The sequence below is a fragment of the Tsukamurella soli genome, from assembly GCF_039541155.1.
GTDB classification, from domain to species: Bacteria; Actinomycetota; Actinomycetes; order Mycobacteriales; family Mycobacteriaceae; genus Tsukamurella; species Tsukamurella soli.
In genome coordinates, this window is sequence record NZ_BAABFR010000035.1 from 1 (window position 1) to 19,570 (window position 19,570).

The following is a 19,570-nucleotide window of genomic DNA, read 5'->3' on the forward strand; positions in this document are numbered from 1 at the left end:
AGATCGGCACGCCGGGCGCGAGCCGGCGGACGACGGCGCGCAACCGAGCCGGGTCGGGCGCGTCGCCCGCGACGACGACCGCGTCCGCGTACGCCACCTGCGCGAGGGCGAGCTGGGCGAGGGTGCGGTCGTCGTCCGACGATGTCGGGTACCGCTCGCCGACCTCCTCCTCGCCGAGAGCGTCGTCCAGCCAGGTCGCCGCGTCGATGATGCCGATCACCGCCACCACCTCGACATCCCGGCCGGCGGGCCCACAGACCTCGCCGACCATGTCGACCGCCACGTGGTCGATCGCGTCGCAGACGGACTCGGCCTCGAGCACCGGGTCCAGCGCGAGCACGATCCGCGTGACCCCGGACCTGCGATGCATCGTCCGCAGCAGCGGCAGCAGGTCTTCACGCAGCGTGCACGAGACGCAGCCGTGCGCCAGCGCCACCACACTGATGCGCTGGTCCGGGCGATCCCCGAGCCACGTCGTCTCGGTGCGCACCACGAGCCCCTCCGCCACACCGGTCAGATCGTGGTGGAGGACGACGGTGCCGGGCGCGGCCAGCTCGGCCGCGCGCACGGCCGCTCCCACCCCGGTGACGAGCACCAGCGGCGTCTTTTTGGTAACCGTTTCCATTTGCGCTACGGTAGCACTAACGGAATTCATTACCAATATCGAGGAGGGTAGATGTCCGCACACTGCCAGGTCACGGGGCGGGTGCCGGGTTTCGGCACGTCGGTCTCGCACTCACACGTCCGTACCAACAGACGGTGGAACCCCAACATCCAACGACGCCGCTACTACGTGCCCAGCCTGGGCCGCACCGTCACGCTGCGGGTCTCGACCAAGGGCATCAAGACCATCGACCGCCGCGGCATCGACGCCGTGGTCGCCGAGATCGTCGCGCGCGGGGAGAAGGTCTAGATGGCGCGCAACGAGATCCGCCCGATCGTCAAGCTCAAGTCCACTGCGGGCACCGGTTTCACGTATGTGACCCGCAAGAACCGCCGGAACGACCCCGACCGCATGGTGCTGCGTAAGTACGACCCGGTGGTGCGGCGGCACGTCGACTTCCGCGAGGAACGATGAAACACAGCCGAAAGGAACACTGATGGCCACCAAGGCGAAGATCGCCAAGAACGAGCGCCGCAAGCGACTCGTCGAGAAGTACGCCGAGCGGCGGGCCGAGTTGAAGGCCGTCATCGCGCACCCGGATACCGCGCCGGACGTGCGCCACGACGCCGTCGTCGCCCTCGCGCGGCTGCCGCGCGACAGCTCGGCCACCCGGGTCCGCAACCGCGACGCCGTCGACGGCCGCCCGCGCGGGCACCTGCGCAAGTTCGGCCTCTCGCGGGTCCGGCTGCGCGGGATGGTCCACGACGGACAGCTGCCCGGCGTCCGCAAGTCCAGTTGGTAGGAGGAAGACGATGGCGCGCAAGCGCATTGAGAAGCCCCGCGAGGCACCGAAGGCGCGCCGCAACGCGCTGCTCGCGAAGGGCGTCACCGAGGTCGACTACAAGGACTCGGTACTACTGCGGACGTTCCTCACCGAGCGCGGCAAGATCCGCGGCAGCCGGGTGACGGGCCTGACGCCGCAGCAGCAGAAACAGGTGGCGGTGGCCATCAAGAACGCACGGGAGATGGCGCTACTGCCGTACAGCAGCGGGCAGCGCTGAGCGTGCCACCCGGCCGGTAGCGTGATCGACTGTGACGGGGGTGTTGGCCGGGTTCGCGGTGATCGCGATCGTGATCGTGATCGGCTACGTGTCGGGCCGCACCGGCGTCCTCGGTGAACAACCGGAGCAGGTGCTCTCCCGCCTGGTCTTCTACGTGCTCACACCCGCACTGTTGCTCGACAAGCTCGCGACCACCGATGTCGCGGTGCTGTTCTCGGACCGCCTCGTGGTGTCGTCGGCGGCGGCGCTGGTGATCGCCGCGCTGCACTACGGCATCGCGCGCCTGCTGTGGCGGCGCACGCTCGGCGTGGCGACCATCGGCGCGCTGGCGTCGAGCTACACCAACAGCTCCAATCTCGGCATCCCCATCGCGGTGTTCGTGCTGCACGACACCTCGTACGTCGCTCCGCTGCTGCTGTTTCAGATCCTGGTGTTCTCACCGATCGCGCTGACGCTGCTCGATGTCACCGAGCGCCGCGGCCAGGGGCGGACGGTACCGACGTGGCGCACCGCGATCACCCCGGTGGCCAATCCGATCGTGGTCGGGGCGCTGGTCGGGCTGGCGATCTCCCTCATGGGGTGGCACCCGCCGAACTGGCTGATGAGTCCGGTCCAGCTGCTCGGCGACGCATCGGTACCACTGGCCCTGCTGGTGTTCGGCCTGTCGCTGGGCGGCGTCCGGGTGCTCGCGAAGGGCGACTCGCCGCGCCGCGACACCGTCCTCGCCTGCGCGCTGAAGATGGCCGCGATGCCGCTGGTGGCCTGGGCGATGGCACGATTCCTGTTCGGCCAGACCGGCCACGCACTGTTCGCGCAGACGGTGACCGCCGCGCTGCCGACCGCCCAGAACGTGCTGGTGTACTCGCTGCGCTACAACCGGGCCGTGACCCTCGCCCGCGACGCCGGACTGATCACCACCGCCCTCGCGATCCCCGTCATCATGGGCGTGGCGGCGCTGCTCACGTGAGTCCTTCGCAGCGGTGATACGCGCCACAGATCACTTCGATGCCACACCTTACGACCAGGTCACATTCACGTGACCGTCGCCGTTTCGGCTTGGGAAACGGCCCCTACTCATGGGTTAATGACCCCACACCCGGCGACCTCGCGTCGCCTACAGATGGGATGAGGAGACTACACATGGCGAACCAGAGCACGCCATCGGGGTCGGCCGCGTCGACCACTGCACGCGCGGTCGAGTCGTTCGTCGCCGCCGTCGAGGCACGCGGCGGCGAGGCCGAGGTGACGGCGCGCGGGAGCGTCAAGATCGTCACCGTCACCGCCGCTGGGAAGAGCACCGCCGTGCGGATCAAGGCCACGGGCAAGGACGAGTGGCAGGCCCGTCGCACCGAGTCGATCGCCGGCAAGGCGGGCGCCGACGTGTGGGCCCTGATCGATCTCGCCGACGGCGCGCCGGTCGCGCTGGTGGCCGCCGACGAGTACGCGAAGTTCGTGGCGAAGCTGATCGGCGCATGGGAGGCGAAGAACCCCGGCAAGGAGGTCACCGCCAACACGCAGTTCGCGGTGACCGGCGACGATGTCGCCGCGTGGGAGGACGCGTGGTCGCTCGTCGGCCTGGGCGCCGACGGCGCCCCCGCGAAGCCCGCGCCAGCCAAGCCGGCCGCCAAGAAGACTCCGGCGAAGAAGACCCCCGCCAAGAGCGCGGCCAAGCCCGCCGCGAAGCCAGCCGCCAAGACGCCGGCGAAGCCCGCAGCCAAGGCCCCCGCCAAGCCTGCGGCGAAGGTTCCGGCCAAGGACGCCAAGATCACCCCGATCGCCGAGCAGAAGGATGCGGCCGCCAAGGGCAAGACCCCGGCGACGATCGAGCCGAAGCAGGCCGAGCCGACGAAGCCCGAGCCGAAGAAGGCAGAGGTCGCGAAGCCCGAGCCGAAGAAGGCTGCGGCGAAGGAGACCAAGAAGGTCGAAGCCGCGAAGTCGGAGGACAAGCCCGCCGCGAAGAAGCCCGAAGGGCACAAGCAGCCGACGGGCATCGCCCTGCTGCTCAAGCGGCTGCCGGTCGTCGGCCGCCTGATCTAGCACCAGCCGCGCGCAACACCCGGCCCGGGTGCGACGGACGATCCCCGTCGCACCCGGGCCGCGGTCGTCTCCGGGCCCGGTGTGGACGGGCTCACTACGCTGGGAGCATGGGCGATCTCCCCGCGACCAACCGAGACCGGCTCCGGGCATCGGACGACGACCGCACTCTCGTGATGAGCCTGCTGTCCGATGCGCTCGGCACGGGCCGCATCTCGTTCGCCGAGTACGAGCAGCGGTCGCACGGTGCCGTCGAGGCCCGCACGTACGGCGACCTCGACCGGTTGGTCGCCGATCTCCCGCTCGCCGGGCCGGCACCCGCTCCCGCGGCGCGGGGTCACGTCGCCCTCCCGATGCTCACCACCAAGGTGGCGGTCATGAGCGAGGCCAAGGTCCGCGGCCCGATCGCCGTCGGCGCCGGGCACAGCGTGGTGGCGTTCTGGGGTGGCGCCGACATCGACCTGTCCGAGGCCACGTTCACCGCGCCCGAGGTCACCATCACCGCCGTCGCAATCATGGGAGGCATCAAGATCGTGCTGCCCGCCGCGGCGACGGTGCACGTACCCGGGGTCGGCGTGATGGGCGCGTTCAGCCACAAGAACCCGGGCCTGGGCGATCCCGCCGGGCCACGGATCACTGTGCGCGGCATCGCCTTCTGGGGCGGTGTGGACGTGATCCAGAAGTAGCGGATCAGCGCCGGCGCCGCGATCGCAGGTAGTCGGACACCACCGCCGCGCCGAGCCCGTCGAGGTCCGGACTCACCAGCCGCCCCCCTACGCGCCGCACCACCGAGTCGAGGAACCGCGTGAGCACCGGCTCGTCGCCGAGCTGGAAGATGGTGGTCTGCGCGCCCAGGGCCGCCGCCTGATCGAAGCCTCGCACCGTGAGCGCCAACGTCCGCGGCTGGGGCGGGTAGCCGAAATACGCCTCACCGTCTGGCTCGAGGTGCGCCGTGGGCTCACCGTCGGTCACCACCAGCAGCACCGGCTGCGCCGACGAGTGCTTGCGGAAGTGCTCGGCGGCCAGCAGCAGCCCGTGGTGCAGGTTGGTGCCCTGCTCGTAGACCCCGTCGAGCCCGGTCAGCTCGCCGACGGTGAGCCGCCGCGCGTGCCGCCCGAAACCGATCAGCGCCAGCTCGTCACCGCGGAACCGGGTCGAGATCATCTGGTGCAGCGCGAGGCCCGTGCGCTTCATGGGGACCCAGCGGCCCTCCATCACCATCGAGAAGCTGGTGTCCACGAGCAGCGCCACCGCCGCCCGCGATCTCGCCTCGGTCTCGACCACCTCGATGTCCCGTGCGTCGAGCCGCACGCGCACGCCACCGTCGGGGGCCCCGATCCGGCCCGCGCCGGCGGTCCGCAGGACCGCGTTCGACACCGTCCGCGTCGTGTCCCACGGTTGCGTGTCGCCGAACCGCCACTCCCGGGAAGCCCCGGTCGGCTCCCCGATGACGCCGGCGTGGTTGGTCTGCCGCTCCCCGCCGCGGGCGCTGATCTGCCCCGCGATGTCCCGCAGGATCGACTGCCCGAGCTGACGGATCGCCTTGGGAGACAGCCGGAGTGCGCCGTCGGGAGCCCGCTCGAAGTAGCCGGCGTCGCGCAGCGCGCGCTCGAGCTCCTGCAACGCTCGGGCGTCGACCGCGGCCTCGTCGCCGAGTTGCCGGGCCAGCGCGTCGACGTCGATGTCCTCCATCGCCGCGCCGGCGTGCTGCTGGGCGAGCTGGTCGGCGAGAGCGTCGAGCTCCGCGATGTCCTGCATGGCGCCGGTCGCGTCGCCGAGCCCCATGCCCTGCCGGCCCTCGAACTGCTCGCCGCCGTACCAGTCCTCGCCGGGACGCGCCTGCTGCAGCGCCCCCGACAGCCGGTCCAACGCCTGAGCCAGCCCGGGCGTACCGAATGCGCTCTGCGCCAGCTGATCCAGCTCCGCACGCTGCTCGTCGGTGAGGCTGTTGCGCAGCCGCTGGGCGGCGGCCGCACGCTGGGCGAGCGAATCGATCAGCTCGTCGACGGTGCGCGGGTTCTCGGGGAAGTACTCGCCGTGCTGGTCCATGAACCGCTGGAAGTCCTCGGGCGTGTCCTCGCCCCGGTTGTGCTTGTCCAGCAGCTCGTTCAGATCGTCCAGCATGTCCTGGACGGCTTGCCGATCCTCGTCGGTCGCGTTCTCGAGCGCTTGTTTGATGCCCGCGAACTGCTGGTCCAGCAGCTCCCGGCCGAGCAGATCCTTGATCTTCTCGTAGTTCTCGCGCGCCTCGGGCGAGCGCCACTCGAAATCGCTCAGCTCCCGCACCGCCTGCGCGGTCGACGGTGGCAGATCCTCGAGCCGCATCTCCTGGAACCGGGCGTCGTCGTCCAGCGCCCGCGCGAGCTCCTTGCGCTCGGCGAGCACCGCATCGTCGAGCAACCTGCGGATGTCCTCGAACGTCTTCCCGAGGTTGTTGCGCTGCAACAGCTCCCGCCGACGCCGATGCACCTGCTCGGCCAATCTGTCCAGGCCGCGCTGCTGCTTCGAGCCGCGCCGCAGGTACTCCTGCAGCGCGCGCCGGGGCGACACGCCCTCCATCACGTCGCGGCCGATCGCGTCGAGCGCGTCCCGCAGGTCCACCGGCGGCGCGAGCGGATCGGGGCCGCCGGTGTAGCGGCTGTAGCGCTGCAGGCGGTGGTGTCTGGCCATGATCTCTCCTGACCCGCCCTAGCCGTACACCGTCTGGCCCGACGAGTCGGACTCCTTGCCGATCCGCCGCGCCAGATACAGCCCCTCCAGGGCGAACTCCGCGGCGGCCGCCCGCTCACCGTCGGACTGCGCGTCGAGCCGCTCGTACACGGCGGCCAGCGCGGTCACCTCGGGGAGCTCCTCGAGCAGCTCCTTGGCGGTCACCTCGTCCCCGGTCACCACCGGGCCGCTCTGCTCGAGCGCGGCGACCAGCGGACCCAGGTCGAGGCCGCCCAGGTGCTCGCGCGCGGCCTCGGCGGTGGCCCGCCGCAGCAGGTGGGTCAGCACCGCGATCTCGCGGCCCTCCTCACCCGCCTCGAACTCGACCTTGCCGCGGAGCACCTCGATCACGGTGTCGAGGTCCACGACCCGCGCCACCGGCAGATCCTCGCCGCCCAGCACGGCGCGGTGCAGCGCCGCCGCGGCCACGGTCTCCTGAGCGGCGATCGCGAACCGCGCCGACACGCCCGACCGCTGGTCCACCGACGACGACTCGCGCAACCCACGCGTGAACCGCGCCAGCACCTCGGTGAGGTAGGCCGGCACCGTCGCCACGATGTCGGCCTCCTGGTCGATCACGGCCACCTCATCGTCGAGATCGATCGGGTAGTGCGTGCGGATCTCGGCGCCGAAGCGGTCCTTGAGCGGCGTGATGATGCGGCCGCGGTTGGTGTAGTCCTCGGGGTTGGCGGACGCCAGCAGCAGCACGTCCAGCGGCAGCCGCAGGGTGTAGCCGCGCACCTGGATGTCGCGCTCCTCCATCACGTTGAGCATCGCCACCTGGATGCGCTCCGCGAGGTCGGGCAGCTCGTTCACGGCGACGATGCCGCGGTGGGCCCGCGGGATCAGGCCGAAGTGGATGGTCTCGGGGTCGCCCAGGCTGCGCCCCTCGGCGACCTTGATCGGGTCGACGTCGCCGACCAGATCGCCGACGGACGTGTCCGGGGTAGCGAGCTTCTCGGAGTACCGCTCGCTGCGGTGCCGCCACGCGACGGGCAGATCGTCGCCCAGCTCGCGGGCCCGGCGGATCGAGGCCGGGGTGATCGGGTGGTACGGGTGCTCGCCCAGCTCGGCGCCGTCGATGACGGGGGTCCACTCGTCGAGCAGGTTCACCAGCGTCCGGATCAGCCGGGTCTTCCCCTGGCCTCGCTCGCCGAGCAGCACCACGTCGTGGCCCGCGAGCAGCGCCCGTTCGAGCTGGGGGATGACGGTGTCGTCGAACCCCTGGATCCCCTCCCAGGGATTACTGTCCGATCGCAGCGCGCTGATCAGATTGTGTCGGATCTCGTCCTTGACGCCGCGGTAGACGTGGCCGGATGCCCTCAGCTCGCCGAGGGTCGTTGGTCGTGCATCGCTCACCCGAACCACGCTACGCCCGGCCCCGGGTACCGGCCACGCGACGAGTTCGCCCCGCAGCCGGTGTACGCCCGGCCCCGGTGAACACCCGGACCCGGTGTACGCCGGCCGAGAGACCACTCGCGCGGGAGCGGATCCCCCGTTCCCGGGAGCGTCCCCCGCTCGCCGTCGACGCCGATCAGCGCCGCTTCGTCCCCGGCAGGATTCCGGCGTCGATCACGGCCTTCACCACCGGCCGGGCACGCTCGATCAGTGCCGCCGCGTCGGGCCCGGCGAACGCGGCGCCCGTCACCACGTCGGTGCCCGCCTCGATCTCGCGGTACAGCTGCAGCCCGTCGGCGGTCAGCCGGTGCCCCGCGTCACCGTCGACGCGCTCTACCAGTCCGCGCGCGGCCAGCCGATCCACCGAGGCGTCCCATTCGCCGTCGGACCAGCCCCGGGTGCCCTGATAGAACCGCCGGCCCAGCGTCCTGCGCCGGATGCCGGCGTCGTCGGGAAGCCCGGCCTCGTGGAAGGTGCCCGCGTCGATGCCGTCCAGGCCGTGCCGGATCAGCTCGGCGATGTGGTTGTCGCCGCGCCACTCCCGCAGCACCGAGATGTGTCGCCACAGCGCGAGCGACGGCGAATCCGGTACGGGCGTACCTGCCCACGCTGCCGCGAGGGGCCGACCGGTCAGCGGCAGCTCATCGACCAGCCGCCCGAGCCCGCGCGCCACTTCCTCGACCGGCGGGCCGATCGCACCGAGGATCGCCCGGTACTGCTCGTCGAGCATCGTGTAGCGGGCGTCGTCGATCTCGGCCAGGCCGACGGCGACGGCGTTCCGCCAGGCGACCGCGATCAGCGCCGGCGAGAAGTTGTAGAACGTCGCCGCCACCACGGCCGCAGCGCACTCCCCCAGCGGCGCCCCCCGCGCGCCGACATAGAAGGCATGCCCGTCGAGGCCGAGTTCCGCGGCCGCCACGTGGATCGCCGGGTTGAAGTAGGCGACGACGTGATACGGCTCGAGTGTCTCGTACGCGGTGCGTGCGGTCTGGGCGGGGGTGAGCGTCATACCCCAACCGTCGCCGGACGCCGTCGCCGCTGTCAACCGTCGTACGATCGGACGCAGTCGAGGGTATCGCGACGCAGACGTTCGGCGAGTCGCAGATGCAGTCGGGCGGCCACCCGAGCACGCCGACGATCTCGCGCGACTCCGCGGATGCGAACTACGTGGTCGTCTCGAACACGCTCGCCGAGCGCATCCGATGGAACGGGCCCATGCCCGAGGACGTCAGCACGGCCGGCCGGATGACGATGGTCGCCGGCGACGGGCGGCTCCGACACCCGACCGATGGGTTCGGATCCATGTGCGCCGCACCGCTGTTGCAGGTCGGCCGGTGCTACCCAGCGCTGTCACCGGAAGGCCCTGAACCTCGACGATATCGCCCGGGTCCAGCCACCGCCGCCGGGTCTCGATCCGGTACGAACCGGGGTCCCTCAGCCGCCGCCCCGTCGGGACCGTGACGGTCACCGTCGGCGGGAGGTCGTCGGACACCCCGTGCCAGAACAGCGCGGCGCGGCAGTCCGGGACGCCACCGGCCAACAGCGCACAGACTCGCAGTCGCGCCCGCTCGGAGTGCTCATGCATCGCGGAGCGGTACACGCCCGGCCCGCAGCGGATCAGCTCGCCGGCCTTCAGCCGGTGCCCGATCGCATCGTGATCGAGCCCGATACCGCGCAGTCGTGCCGACGATACGACGCCGTCGTGATCGGCGGGAAGCGCCGCATATGTCTTCCGCCGAGCCGCGGAGCGCCGTCGTCGTCCCGTGGCAGGTTGGTCCCCCATACCAATTGGACGCACCAGCCCCGGGTGCGGTTCCACCCCGCAGACACCTGTGGTCGCCCAGTCGCGGAATCCGCGGGTGGGCGACCACAGGAGCGAGTGCCCTAGTGCGCGAAGTGGCGCGTCCCCGTGAAGTACATCGTCACGCCCGCCTCCTGGGCGACCTCGATGACCTCCTTGTCGTGGATCGAGCCGCCCGGCTGCACGATCGCCTTGACGCCGGCGTCGATCAGGATCTGCGGGCCGTCGGGGAACGGGAAGAACGCATCGGACGCGGCCACCGAGCCCACGACGCGGTCACCGGCGCGATTCACGGCGAGCTGCGCCGCGTCGACCCGGTTGACCTGCCCCATGCCCACGCCCACCGAGGCGCCGCGCGACGCCAGGAGGATGGCGTTCGACTTCACCGAACGAACCGCCCGCCAGGCGAATTCGAGGTCGGCAAGGGTGGCCTCGTCGGCAGCCTCCCCGGTGGCGAGCGTCCAGTTCTCCGGGTTGTCGCCGGGGGCGTCGACCTTGTCGGAGTCCTGCAGCAGCAGTCCACCGGAGATCTGCTTGACCTCGGTGCTCAGGACCGGCGGCTGCGCGAGCAACACGCGGATGTTCTTCTTCCGGGTCAGCGAGGCGAGGGCACCGTCTGCATACCCGGGCGCGATGATCACCTCGGTGAAGATGTCCGCCACCTGCTCGGCCATCTCGATGCTCACCTCGCGGTTGGCCGCGATCACGCCGCCGTACGCCGACACGGGGTCGCAGGCGTGGGCGCGCCGATGTGCCTGCGCGACGTCCTTGCCGATCGCGATCCCACAGGGGTTGGCGTGCTTGATGATCGCCACCGCCGGGTCGACGAAGTCCCACGCGGCGCGCCACGCGGCGTCACCGTCGGTGTAGTTGTTGTAGCTCATCGGCTTGCCGTGCAACTGCTGCGCCTCGGCCAGCCCGAGGCCGCCCTGCGTCACGTACAGCGCGGCCTCCTGATGCGGGTTCTCGCCGTACCGAAGCACGTTCGAGCGGTTCCACGTACCGGCCATCCACAGCGGGAAGCGGGCGCCGGGTCCGTCGGTCGGCTGCGGCGCCACCACATCGGTCATGTAGGTCGCGACGGCCACGTCGTAGTCGGCAGTGTGCCGGAACGCCTTCGCGGCGAACGCCTTCCGCTGCTCCAGCGGGAATCCGACGCGTGCGTTGTCGACCACTGCGGAGTAGTCGTCGGGCGACACGATCACCGTCACCGACTGATGGTTCTTGGCCGCGGCACGCACCATCGACGGCCCGCCGATGTCGATCTGCTCGACGCACTCGTCCTCAGTCGCCCCGGACGCGACGGTGTCGGTGAACGGGTAGAGGTTCACCACCACGAGCTCGAACCGCTCCACGCCGAGTTCCTTGAGCTGCTGCACGTGCTCGGGCAGCCGGGTGTCGGCGAGGATGCCGGCGTGCACCCGCGGGTGCAGGGTCTTGACGCGGCCGTCGAGGCACTCCGGGAAACCGGTCAGGTCCTCGACTCGCGTCACGGGCACACCCGCATCCGCGATGGTCTTGGCGGTAGAGCCGGTCGACACGACCTCGACGCCCGCCTGGGCGAGCCCCGTCGCCAGCTCCACCAACCCTGACTTGTCATACACGCTGATCAAGGCGCGCTTGAACGGGATGCTGCTCATCGAAGTGTGACCTTTCGTCCTTCCAGGGTGTAGCCGCGCACGGCCACGTCGGCGACGACCTCGGCTAGAAGCCGCCGTTCTACGACCTTGATCCGCTCGTGCAGGGTCTCCACGGTGTCGCCCGCCTGCACCGCGACGGGCTCCTGCGCGAGGATCGGCCCAGTGTCCAACCCGTCGTCCACCAGGTGCACCGTCGATCCAGTGACGGCGACGCCGTACGCCAGCGCGTCCGGCACCGCGTGCGCCCCGGGGAAGGCGGGAAGCAGCGCGGGGTGTGCGTTGATCACCCGGCCACCGTACGCCCGGATGAACCCGGGACCGAGGAGCTTCATGAAGCCCGCCGCGACGACCAGGTCGGGTGCCAGCCCGTCGACCGCGGTGAGCAGCGCATCGTCCCACGCGGCCCGGCCCGGATGGTCACCGAGACGTACGACGGTGGCGGGCAGGCCCGCCTCGGCCGCGATGTGGACGGCACGGCAGTCGCGGTCCGCGACGATGCCCACGACGGAGCCCGGGTAGCCCGGTGCCGCGGTCGCCGCGAGCAGCGCCTGCAACAGCGAGCCGGTCCCCGACGCCAGGACGACGATCCGAGCGGGCGCACACGGCGGCACGACGGTGACGGGTGGGGTGTCCAGCGGAGGTCTCCTCGGGGAACGGGCAGTACCGGGCAAGGGTAGTCGCCGCGGCCGACGGTGCCGGCCGCGGCCCCGTCTGCACCGCCTCGCGTGTGGTCACTCGCCGAAGGTGTAGCTGTCCAGCTCCTCGACATCGGAGACCACCTGGTCACGGCCGGAGCGCCCGGCCGCAGACGATGCTCGACGGCCCGCCGGCCGCCCCGCCGACAGTGCCGGCCGAGTTCCGCGCTCGGGACGGCGCTCCGGACGTTCCGCGCGCGGCGGGTCGACGACGACCGGCACCCGGGTCGGGCGCAGGTCCTCGGTCGGCTCGTCGCTCACGGCATCGAAATCGCCTGTGTCGTCGTCGGACTCGTCGGCGTCGGACTCGGGCGCGGGCTCGCGCGCGGACTCCGGCTCGGCTGCGTGATCGTCGGGCTCGGCTGCGCCGTCCAGCTCGCCGCCGCCACCGGCGACGCCGGTCTCCTCGGGGGCCCCCTCGCGGTGGGCCACGGATCCGACCGGAACCTCGTCGTCGACCGGCTCGGCCTCGTCGCTGTAGGTCGCGTACCCGGCGGGGCCGGCCACGGCCTCCTCGCTACGGCGGGTCGCGCGCACGGCGCGGGTGTCGCCGAACTGCTGCACCGCGAGCGCGGTGAGCGCACCGACCAGCGCGATCCAGGCGAAGGTGAACCCGAACAACTGCGGCAGGTCCACCCCCGCGTGCCCGATGCCGCCGAGTTCGCCGCCGGCGACCCAGGTGATCGCAGCCAGGCCGGCCGCCGTCAGCAGCGCGGTCAGAACCAGCGCGCGCAACACCGGCCACACCTCGTATTCGCGCGCCGCGCAGCGACGCCCCACCGAGACGGCGACCGCAGCTGGGACCAGCAGCAACACCAGGAGGTAGTGCGGCGCCTCCCCGCCGGGCAGCACCGCCAGAATCGGCACCGCGGGGACCTGACCCGGCGCGGCCGAGAACAGGCTCGCGGCGACGGGCCCCACCTGCGCGCCGGCACCCACGGTGATCCCAGCGGCGCCGAGCATCACGTTGGGCAGATACAGCATCGACAAGACGGTCAGGCAGAACATTCCGACACCGCCGTTGCCCGTCTCGACCAGCGCTGCCACGGTGTGCCACTGCACAGCCAGGCGCACCACGACGATCGCGGCCCCCGCCACCGCGAACGCGGCCAGTGCCCGGGCGGTGTCCACCACCACGTCGTCCATCCACCGTGGGATGCGCAGCAGGTCACCGATCTCGCGCCAGTACGCGGGAGCCAGCCCGATCAGAGCGCCCAGCAGGTGGACACCCACCGTGTAGAGGAACGCGGCGAGCGGCGGAGGGGTGCCCACGGTGAACGTGCCGGTCGCGTCGTTGACCACCGCCAGGGCGATGGCAGTGAACAGCACCGGCCCGGCGATCGCACACAGCAGCACCGTCCGCAGCTCCGAGAGCGGCCGACCGGGACGGGTGGCCGTCCGGCACACCCGAGCGACTCCGGCCAGCAGCAGCACCGTAGGCATGAGCGGTAGGACGCTGACGGTGATGTCGCTGACGGTGACGGGCACCTGGTGCACGGCCAGCCACAGCTCCGCGACGGTGGCGAACGCGGCGGCCAGATCCGACTGCTGGGTGACCATCACCAGCGTGCCGACCACCGCCACCACGACGAGCGTCACCATCGACGGACCGAAGGCGACGGCGAACAGGGAGCGGGCATCGCCCATCGGGCGAAGGCGGGCGGGGCGGATGTTCATCGCACCCCACGATGTCATCGCGCACCGCGCGAGTCGATCAGGCGCGCCGCACGTGAGGAACGACGCAGCTGCGTCGCACCCGCACCCGCGCCGCGTCGACGTCTCCGTTCCCGATCACGGTGCAGGAAATACGCACCGAGCCCGTCTCCCTCGTCCAGGGAAACGGGCTCGGCGGTGCGTTCGCAGTCGCTCAGCGACCTCGGGTCAGGACGACTGCGTCGGTCCGCTGTCGCGCGTGTCCGACGATCCCTGCCCCGTCGACGACGTGCCCCCCGAGGGGCGGAACGCGGTGGTCTTCTCGTCGTACGGGTTCTCCGACGGGGTCGCGCCGGAGCCCGCGGACGGCGCCGAGCCGTAGCCCGACTGCCCGGACGGGCTCGCGCCCTGCTGGCCAGCGCTCGACTGGCTCGCCCCGTACGACGGCGAGTAGGACGAGGATGCAGCCGGGCCGGACTGCGACGGCGAGGACGGCGTCTGGCCCGCCTGCGGCTGGCCGGTGTACTGCCCCTGGTACCCGCCGTAGCCCTGCCCTCCTGACGACTGCCCCGCCTGCGACGCGGCCGGCTGCTCAGCGGCGGCGCCGTAGCCGTAGCTCGACGCGCTGGTCTGCGGCGCACCCGAATGCGTTCCACCGGACTGCGCGCCGGTGGACTGACCGCCGGCACCGGACTGCGCGGCACCCGACTGTCCGTAACCGGGCCACTGCTGGCCGCCTGCCGAGGACGAGCCCGCCACCGTCGTCGCCGACGCGTCGGCACCGGTCGACGAGGCCGCACTCGCGGCCGGTCCGCCCACGATTCCCGCCTCGACCAGGACGAGCCCCACGGCGGCACCCGCGGTGAGAAGCGCGAACACCAGCGCGATCCACAGGCCGAACGACGCGCCCGAGATCTCGAACGAGCCGAACAGCAGCGTCAGGAAGCCCGCCACCGCAAGCCCCGCGGCCGGAGTCCGGCCGGTGTGGTTCCGCGAGACCAGGCTGAGCCCACCCGACACCCCCGCGGCGAGCACCAGCCCCAGCGCAGTCAGCAGCGGCGTCTGGAAGCCGTTGGCGGTGCGCGTGATGCTGATCAGCGCAGACGACTCGGTCTGGCTGAAGAACTCGAGGAAGCCGGTGAGGAACGTGATCACGCCCGCCGCGGCGACGGCGATCGACAGGATCCGGCCCAGGTCCACCGGCTTGCGCGGCGCGGCGGGCGCGATCTGCTGCGGACCGCCACCGTACGGCGAGTACTGCCCGTACCCCTGCGCGGGCGACCCGGCCTGCTGGCCATACCCCGGGTAGCCGTACCCCGACTGGCCCTGCTGGCCGTAGCCCTGGCCCTGCTGACCGTGGGACTGACCCGACTGCCCGTAGCCGCCCTGACCGTAGCCTGGCGTCTCACTCTGCCCGTACGAGCCCCCCTGTCCGTAGCCGGACTGGCCCTGCTGGCCGTACCCGGACTGCCCCGACTCACCCTGCTGGCCGTACCCGGACTGGCCCGATTGGCCCGATCCGTAGCCCCCGCCTGAATACGTCATGACCTACTCCCGCCATCGCATGTCGCTTCGTTCGGTTCCGAAGAACCCTCGCCTCACCTTATACACGGCGCATCCGACAAGGCCGGGACGAAACGCACCCGACCCCGCCGCGAACCATGCGCGGCGGGGTCGGATGTGGTACGGACGAACTACAGTGCCTGCAGGATCTCGCGGGCGAGCGCCGCGGTCTCCGACGGGGTCTTGCCGACCTTCACACCGGCCGCCTCGAGGGCGTCCTTCTTGGCCTGTGCGGTGCCCGAGGAGCCGGAGACGATGGCGCCGGCGTGACCCATCGTCTTGCCCTCGGGGGCCGTGAAGCCTGCGACGTAACCGACGACCGGCTTGCTGACATTGGCCTTGATGTAGTCGGCGGCGCGCTCCTCGGCGTCGCCGCCGATCTCACCGATCATCACGATGACCTTGGTGTCGGGGTCCTTCTCGAACGCCTCGATGGCGTCGATGTGGGTGGTGCCGATCACCGGGTCGCCGCCGATGCCGATGGCGGTGGAGAAGCCGAAGTCACGCAGCTCGTACATCATCTGGTAAGTCAGGGTGCCCGACTTCGACACGAGGCCGACGGGGCCGGTCCCGGTGATGTTGTTCGGGGTGATTCCGACGAGGGCCTCACCGGGGGTGATGATGCCCGGGCAGTTGGGGCCGATGATGCGGGTCTTCTCGCCCTTATCGACGTTGTAGGCCCAGAAGTACGCCGAGTCCTGCACCGGAATGCCCTCGGTGATCACGACGAGCAGCGGGATCTCGGCGTCGATGGCCTCGATCACGGCGTCCTTGGCGAACTTCGGCGGGACGAACGCGATGGAGACGTCGGCGCCGGTCTTCTCGATCGCCTCGGCGACCGAGCCGAAGACGGGCAGCTCGACGGGGTTGCCGTCGGAGTCGGTGTGCGACACGGTGGTGCCGGCCTTGCGGGCGTTGACGCCGCCTACCACCTGGGTGCCCGCCTTGAGCATCAGGGCGGTGTGCTTGGTGCCCTCGCCGCCGGTGATGCCCTGGACGATGACCTTGGAGTCCTTGGTGAGGAAGATAGACATTCTTGCGTCCCTTACTTGTTCGCCAGCTCGGCGGCCTTGTCAGCCGCATCGTCCATGGTCCCGACCACCGTCACCAGCGGATGGTTGAAGTCGGCGAGGATCTTGCGTCCCTCCTCGACGTTGTTACCGTCGAGGCGCACCACCAGCGGCTTGTTGGCCTCGTCGCCGAGGGTCTGCAGGGCGCCGACGATGCCGTTGGCGACCGCGTCGCACGCGGTGATGCCGCCGAAGACGTTCACGAAGACGCTCTTGACCTGCTCGTCACCGAGGATCACGTCGAGGCCCGCGGCCATCACGGCCGCCGAGGCGCCGCCGCCGATGTCGAGGAAGTTCGCGGGCTTCACGCCGCCGTGCTTCTCGCCGGCGTAGGCCACCACGTCCAGCGTCGACATGACGAGGCCGGCGCCGTTGCCGATGATGCCGACCTGGCCGTCGAGCTTGACGTAGTTGAGGTCGTTCTCCTTGGCCTTGAGCTCGAGCGGGTCCGTCGACCCGGCGTCGGCGAATGCCTCGTGGTCGGGGTGCCGGAAGTCGGCGTTCTCGTCCAGCGTCACCTTGCCGTCGAGAGCGAGGATCTGGTCGTCGGGGGTGCGGACCAGCGGGTTGACCTCGACGAGGGTGGCGTCCTCGCCGACGAAGACCTCCCACAGCTTCTGGATGGTGACAGCCGCGGCGTCGAGGACCTCGGCAGGCAGCTTGCCGGCCTCGGCGATCGAGCGGGCGGTCGCGAGGTCGACGCCCGTCACGGCGTCGACGGGGATCTTGGCGAGGGCGTCGGGGTTCTCGACCGCGGTGACCTCGATCTCGACGCCACCCTCGACGGAGCACATGGCGAGGTAGGTGCGATTGGCACGGTCCAGCAGGAAGGAGATGTAGTACTCCTCGGCGATGTCGCTGGCCTCGGCGACGAGGAGCTTCTTGACGATGTGGCCCTTGATGTCCAGCCCGAGGATGGCCTCCGCGTTGGCCTGGGCGGCGTCCGCATCGGCGGAGTACTTCACGCCCCCGGCCTTGCCGCGGCCACCCACCTTGACCTGAGCCTTGACCATCACAGGCTTGCCGATTTCCTCGGCGATCGCGCGTGCGTCGGCGGCGTTGTCCGTGACCCGACCCGGCGAGGTCGGCACGCCGTGCTTGACGAACAGTTCCTTCGCCTGGTATTCGAAGAGATCCATCAGCTCACCATCTGTTGTCTACATGTGTGCGCCCGCTTCGGCACGGGTCCGGCGTCGACTCTATTCCCCGTCGAATTCCCTATTGTGCGCACCCGCGACAAGTGTGCTAGGTCACTGTGCGGGGCGCCGCCCGACCATCGGGACCACCACCGCGACCAGCACGAACAGCACCGCACCGGCTACCGAGCAGTAACTTCCGGAGGCCGCCGTGGCACCGGCAGGGCCGCGTGCCAACAGTGCGTAATCGGTGGCGACCAGCGCGGCCCCGAGCGCCAGCGCGACGGCACGCGCAGGGCGGGATCGGGGTACCAGAACGGCGACGACGGCGAGTGCCACCGCCACCCCCGACTGCGTCCAGGTCTCGACGGCCGGCAGCGCGTCGCGCCCGATCCACGGGGCCGAGCCGAGCGGCGAGGAGTACGCCGGGAGCAGCAGCCCGACGACGGCGACGACCCCCGCCACCGCCGCCGCAGCACGGAGCGCGGCAGGTGGGCCACCGCCGTCGTCGCCCGGCATGGCAGGGGCCGCGTCGCGATCGGCGTTGCCGGCCACGAGGCACGCGATTCCCGCCGCCACGCCCAGCACGGCCCCCGAGATCAGCAGCCAGGCGCCGAGCGAGAGGGTGAAACGGGGCAGCGCGGCCCCCAGCGTCACCAGCGCGTCCAGGCCCGACGGCGCCGCGGTCGCCGCCAGTGCCGGCACCAGCACGGCGACGACGGTGAGCGGCAGCCCCGACCACGCCACCGACAGCGCCGGGCGCACCCGCGCCCCCAGTACCGTGACTGCGAGACCCAGTGCCGCACACACTATTCCGGCGATTCGGGCGGCGAACGTCGCGGGGAACGACGGTGCCGGTACGCCCAGCGCCAGCTCCGACGCGTGCACCGTCACGGCGGGTAGCGCGGCGCCGATCGTCACCAGCAGGCCCGCCACGATGCCGAACAGTCCGGCCACCACATGCGCTCTGCCACCCGCACCCATCACGCGGCCACGGTAACAAGTGGACCGCGACACCTCAGCCGACGGAAGCCGGTGACCGAGCAGGTTCCGCTACCACCGCGCCGTGATCGGGGCCGGCATCCCGAGAGCGCCCTGAGATCGCCGACTGAGCGGCGCGCCCCCGCGCATACCGCGGGTCGGGCCGCTCCGTGGTCGATTTCAGGGAGCAGTCTTCGGCGCGAGCGCGCTCCGCCAGGCCGTTCAGCCGTCAGAAAGCCTCCGTTAAGCGATCTAACACAACATGTTATTCGTACGATGACTCAGATCTCACCCGTCCGACAGACCGTGTCTGCGGAGTACCTCATGTTCCAGCACGCCCCGAAGTAGGCTCACGCCGCTTCGTGTCCCGACAGGGTTCGTCGGCGAAGGCGGTTTCGATCTTCACAGCCCGACGCTGCCCTGCGTGATGCCGCCGTCGACGACCACGGTGGTCGCAGTCATGTAACCGGCCTTTCCCGAGGCGAGAAACACTGCGATGTCGGCGATCTCGGCGGCGTGCGCCATCCGGCCGAGGGGGATGGCCGCGTCGAGGGCCTTCATCTTCGCGGCATCGGCTTCGGTCGCTGCGTTGATGGGGGTGGCCACGGCACCGGGGGCGATGTTGATGACGCGGATGTCGTGGGGTCCGAGTTCGACTCCGGCGGTACGGGTCAACATCCGGATGCCGCCTTTGGACACGCAGTAGGCGATGTTGCCGGGCATCGGCCAGTCCTCGTGCACCGAGGAGATGTTCAAGACCAGACCGCCACCACCCTGGCTGATGAATTGCCGTGCGGCTGCCTGGGTGCCGAAGAACGCGCTCTTCATGTTGACCGCGACGACCTTGTCGAAGTCGGCCTCGCTGGTATCCAACAGGGAGGTGCGTGTCTCGATCCCGGCGTTGTTGATCAGCACGTCGAGCCGACCGAAGGAGTCGACCGCCTGCTGGACCAGCGCCTGCAGGTCCGCAGGCTGCGACACGTCGGCGCGGACTCCGACGGCGCGGCCGCCGGCGCCCTCGACCTTCGCGATCAGCGAGGTGGTCGCCTCGGGATCAGCGACGTAGTCGATGACGACGTTCGCGCCCTCGGCCACGGCGGCGAGCACGATCGCCTCCCCGATGCCGCTGTTGCCGCCCGTGACGACGATCGACTTGCCCTGTAGCAACACGGCGAACATCCCGTCAGATCGATTCGTGGTATGCGCTCTCGCCCGCCGGGCCGCC

At 70.8% G+C, this 19,570-nt stretch carries 19 protein-coding genes; 7 read left to right on the plus strand and 12 right to left on the minus strand.

The window, feature by feature from the left end; translation table 11 throughout:
* Positions 1–625 (minus strand): GTP-binding protein (locus ABD908_RS12580; RefSeq protein ID WP_344996006.1); only part of this gene is annotated, 625 nt, incomplete at its 3' end.
* A gap of 51 nt (positions 626–676) precedes the next feature.
* On the opposite strand from ABD908_RS12580, the gene rpmB reads away from it, so the two are divergent.
* The 7 genes from rpmB to ABD908_RS12615 all read left to right on the plus strand — a co-directional run bounded on the left by rpmB (position 677) and on the right by ABD908_RS12615 (position 4,385).
* Complete coding sequence (gene rpmB, locus ABD908_RS12585; protein ID WP_344996009.1) at positions 677–913, plus strand: 50S ribosomal protein L28; 237 nt, start codon at positions 677–679, stop codon at positions 911–913.
* Positions 914–1,078, plus strand: coding sequence for a 50S ribosomal protein L33 (rpmG, locus tag ABD908_RS12590; RefSeq protein WP_344996012.1), 165 nt, complete (start codon positions 914–916; stop codon positions 1,076–1,078).
* A gap of 22 nt (positions 1,079–1,100) precedes the next feature.
* Positions 1,101–1,406 (plus strand): 30S ribosomal protein S14, encoded by a 306-nt coding sequence (gene rpsN, locus ABD908_RS12595; RefSeq protein ID WP_344996014.1) that lies wholly within the window; start codon positions 1,101–1,103, stop codon positions 1,404–1,406.
* Between the two features lie 10 nt (positions 1,407–1,416).
* Positions 1,417–1,665, plus strand: coding sequence for a 30S ribosomal protein S18 (gene rpsR / locus ABD908_RS12600; RefSeq protein WP_344996016.1), 249 nt, complete (start codon positions 1,417–1,419; stop codon positions 1,663–1,665).
* A 31-nt stretch (positions 1,666–1,696) separates the two neighbouring features.
* A complete protein-coding gene (locus ABD908_RS12605; RefSeq protein ID WP_344996019.1) occupies positions 1,697–2,632 on the plus strand; it encodes an AEC family transporter in 936 nt (311 codons plus the stop codon).
* Positions 2,633–2,805: 173 nt separating this feature from the next.
* A complete protein-coding gene (locus tag ABD908_RS12610; RefSeq protein WP_344996022.1) occupies positions 2,806–3,702 on the plus strand; it encodes a hypothetical protein in 897 nt (298 codons plus the stop codon).
* Between the two features lie 107 nt (positions 3,703–3,809).
* Entirely contained in the window at positions 3,810–4,385 is a 576-nt protein-coding gene (locus tag ABD908_RS12615) for a DUF1707 SHOCT-like domain-containing protein (RefSeq protein ID WP_344996027.1), read from the plus strand.
* A gap of 4 nt (positions 4,386–4,389) precedes the next feature.
* On the opposite strand, the gene ABD908_RS12620 is transcribed toward ABD908_RS12615, so the two are convergent.
* The 11 genes from ABD908_RS12620 to ABD908_RS12670 form a co-directional block, all read right to left on the minus strand.
* Positions 4,390–6,369, minus strand: coding sequence for a VWA domain-containing protein (locus ABD908_RS12620; RefSeq protein WP_344996030.1), 1,980 nt, complete (start codon positions 6,367–6,369; stop codon positions 4,390–4,392).
* Positions 6,370–6,387: 18 nt separating this feature from the next.
* Positions 6,388–7,767: a sigma 54-interacting transcriptional regulator gene (locus tag ABD908_RS12625; protein WP_385923522.1), complete on the minus strand. Its 1,380-nt coding sequence runs from the start codon at positions 7,765–7,767 to the stop codon at positions 6,388–6,390.
* Between the two features lie 175 nt (positions 7,768–7,942).
* Positions 7,943–8,815 (minus strand): SCO6745 family protein, encoded by an 873-nt coding sequence (locus ABD908_RS12630; protein ID WP_425584376.1) that lies wholly within the window; start codon positions 8,813–8,815, stop codon positions 7,943–7,945.
* A gap of 875 nt (positions 8,816–9,690) precedes the next feature.
* Positions 9,691–11,247 carry a bifunctional phosphoribosylaminoimidazolecarboxamide formyltransferase/IMP cyclohydrolase gene (purH, locus tag ABD908_RS12635; RefSeq protein WP_344996039.1) on the minus strand — a complete coding sequence of 519 codons (1,557 nt, stop codon included), beginning with the start codon at positions 11,245–11,247 and terminating at the stop codon, positions 9,691–9,693.
* The gene (gene purN / locus ABD908_RS12640; RefSeq protein ID WP_385923519.1) at positions 11,244–11,918 is read right to left on the minus strand and encodes a phosphoribosylglycinamide formyltransferase; all 675 of its coding nucleotides are present in this window, start codon (positions 11,916–11,918) and stop codon (positions 11,244–11,246) included. The genes purH and purN overlap by 4 nt, the downstream gene beginning before the upstream one ends.
* A 60-nt stretch (positions 11,919–11,978) precedes the next feature.
* On the minus strand, positions 11,979–13,637 hold the full coding sequence (locus tag ABD908_RS12645; RefSeq protein ID WP_344996042.1) for a cell division protein PerM: 1,659 nt from the start codon (positions 13,635–13,637) through the stop codon (positions 11,979–11,981).
* 186 nt (positions 13,638–13,823) lie between these two features.
* On the minus strand, positions 13,824–15,140 hold the full coding sequence (locus ABD908_RS12650; protein WP_344996045.1) for a DUF5336 domain-containing protein: 1,317 nt from the start codon (positions 15,138–15,140) through the stop codon (positions 13,824–13,826).
* 149 nt (positions 15,141–15,289) lie between these two features.
* The gene (gene sucD, locus ABD908_RS12655) at positions 15,290–16,192 is read right to left on the minus strand and encodes a succinate--CoA ligase subunit alpha (protein WP_344996048.1); all 903 of its coding nucleotides are present in this window, start codon (positions 16,190–16,192) and stop codon (positions 15,290–15,292) included.
* Between the two features lie 11 nt (positions 16,193–16,203).
* Entirely contained in the window at positions 16,204–17,367 is a 1,164-nt protein-coding gene (sucC, locus tag ABD908_RS12660) for an ADP-forming succinate--CoA ligase subunit beta (RefSeq protein WP_344996051.1), read from the minus strand.
* A gap of 111 nt (positions 17,368–17,478) precedes the next feature.
* On the minus strand, positions 17,479–18,351 hold the full coding sequence (locus tag ABD908_RS12665; RefSeq protein ID WP_344996054.1) for a hypothetical protein: 873 nt from the start codon (positions 18,349–18,351) through the stop codon (positions 17,479–17,481).
* A gap of 396 nt (positions 18,352–18,747) precedes the next feature.
* Positions 18,748–19,524, minus strand: coding sequence for an SDR family NAD(P)-dependent oxidoreductase (locus ABD908_RS12670; RefSeq protein ID WP_344996057.1), 777 nt, complete (start codon positions 19,522–19,524; stop codon positions 18,748–18,750).
* Between the last annotated feature and the right edge of the window lie 46 nt (positions 19,525–19,570).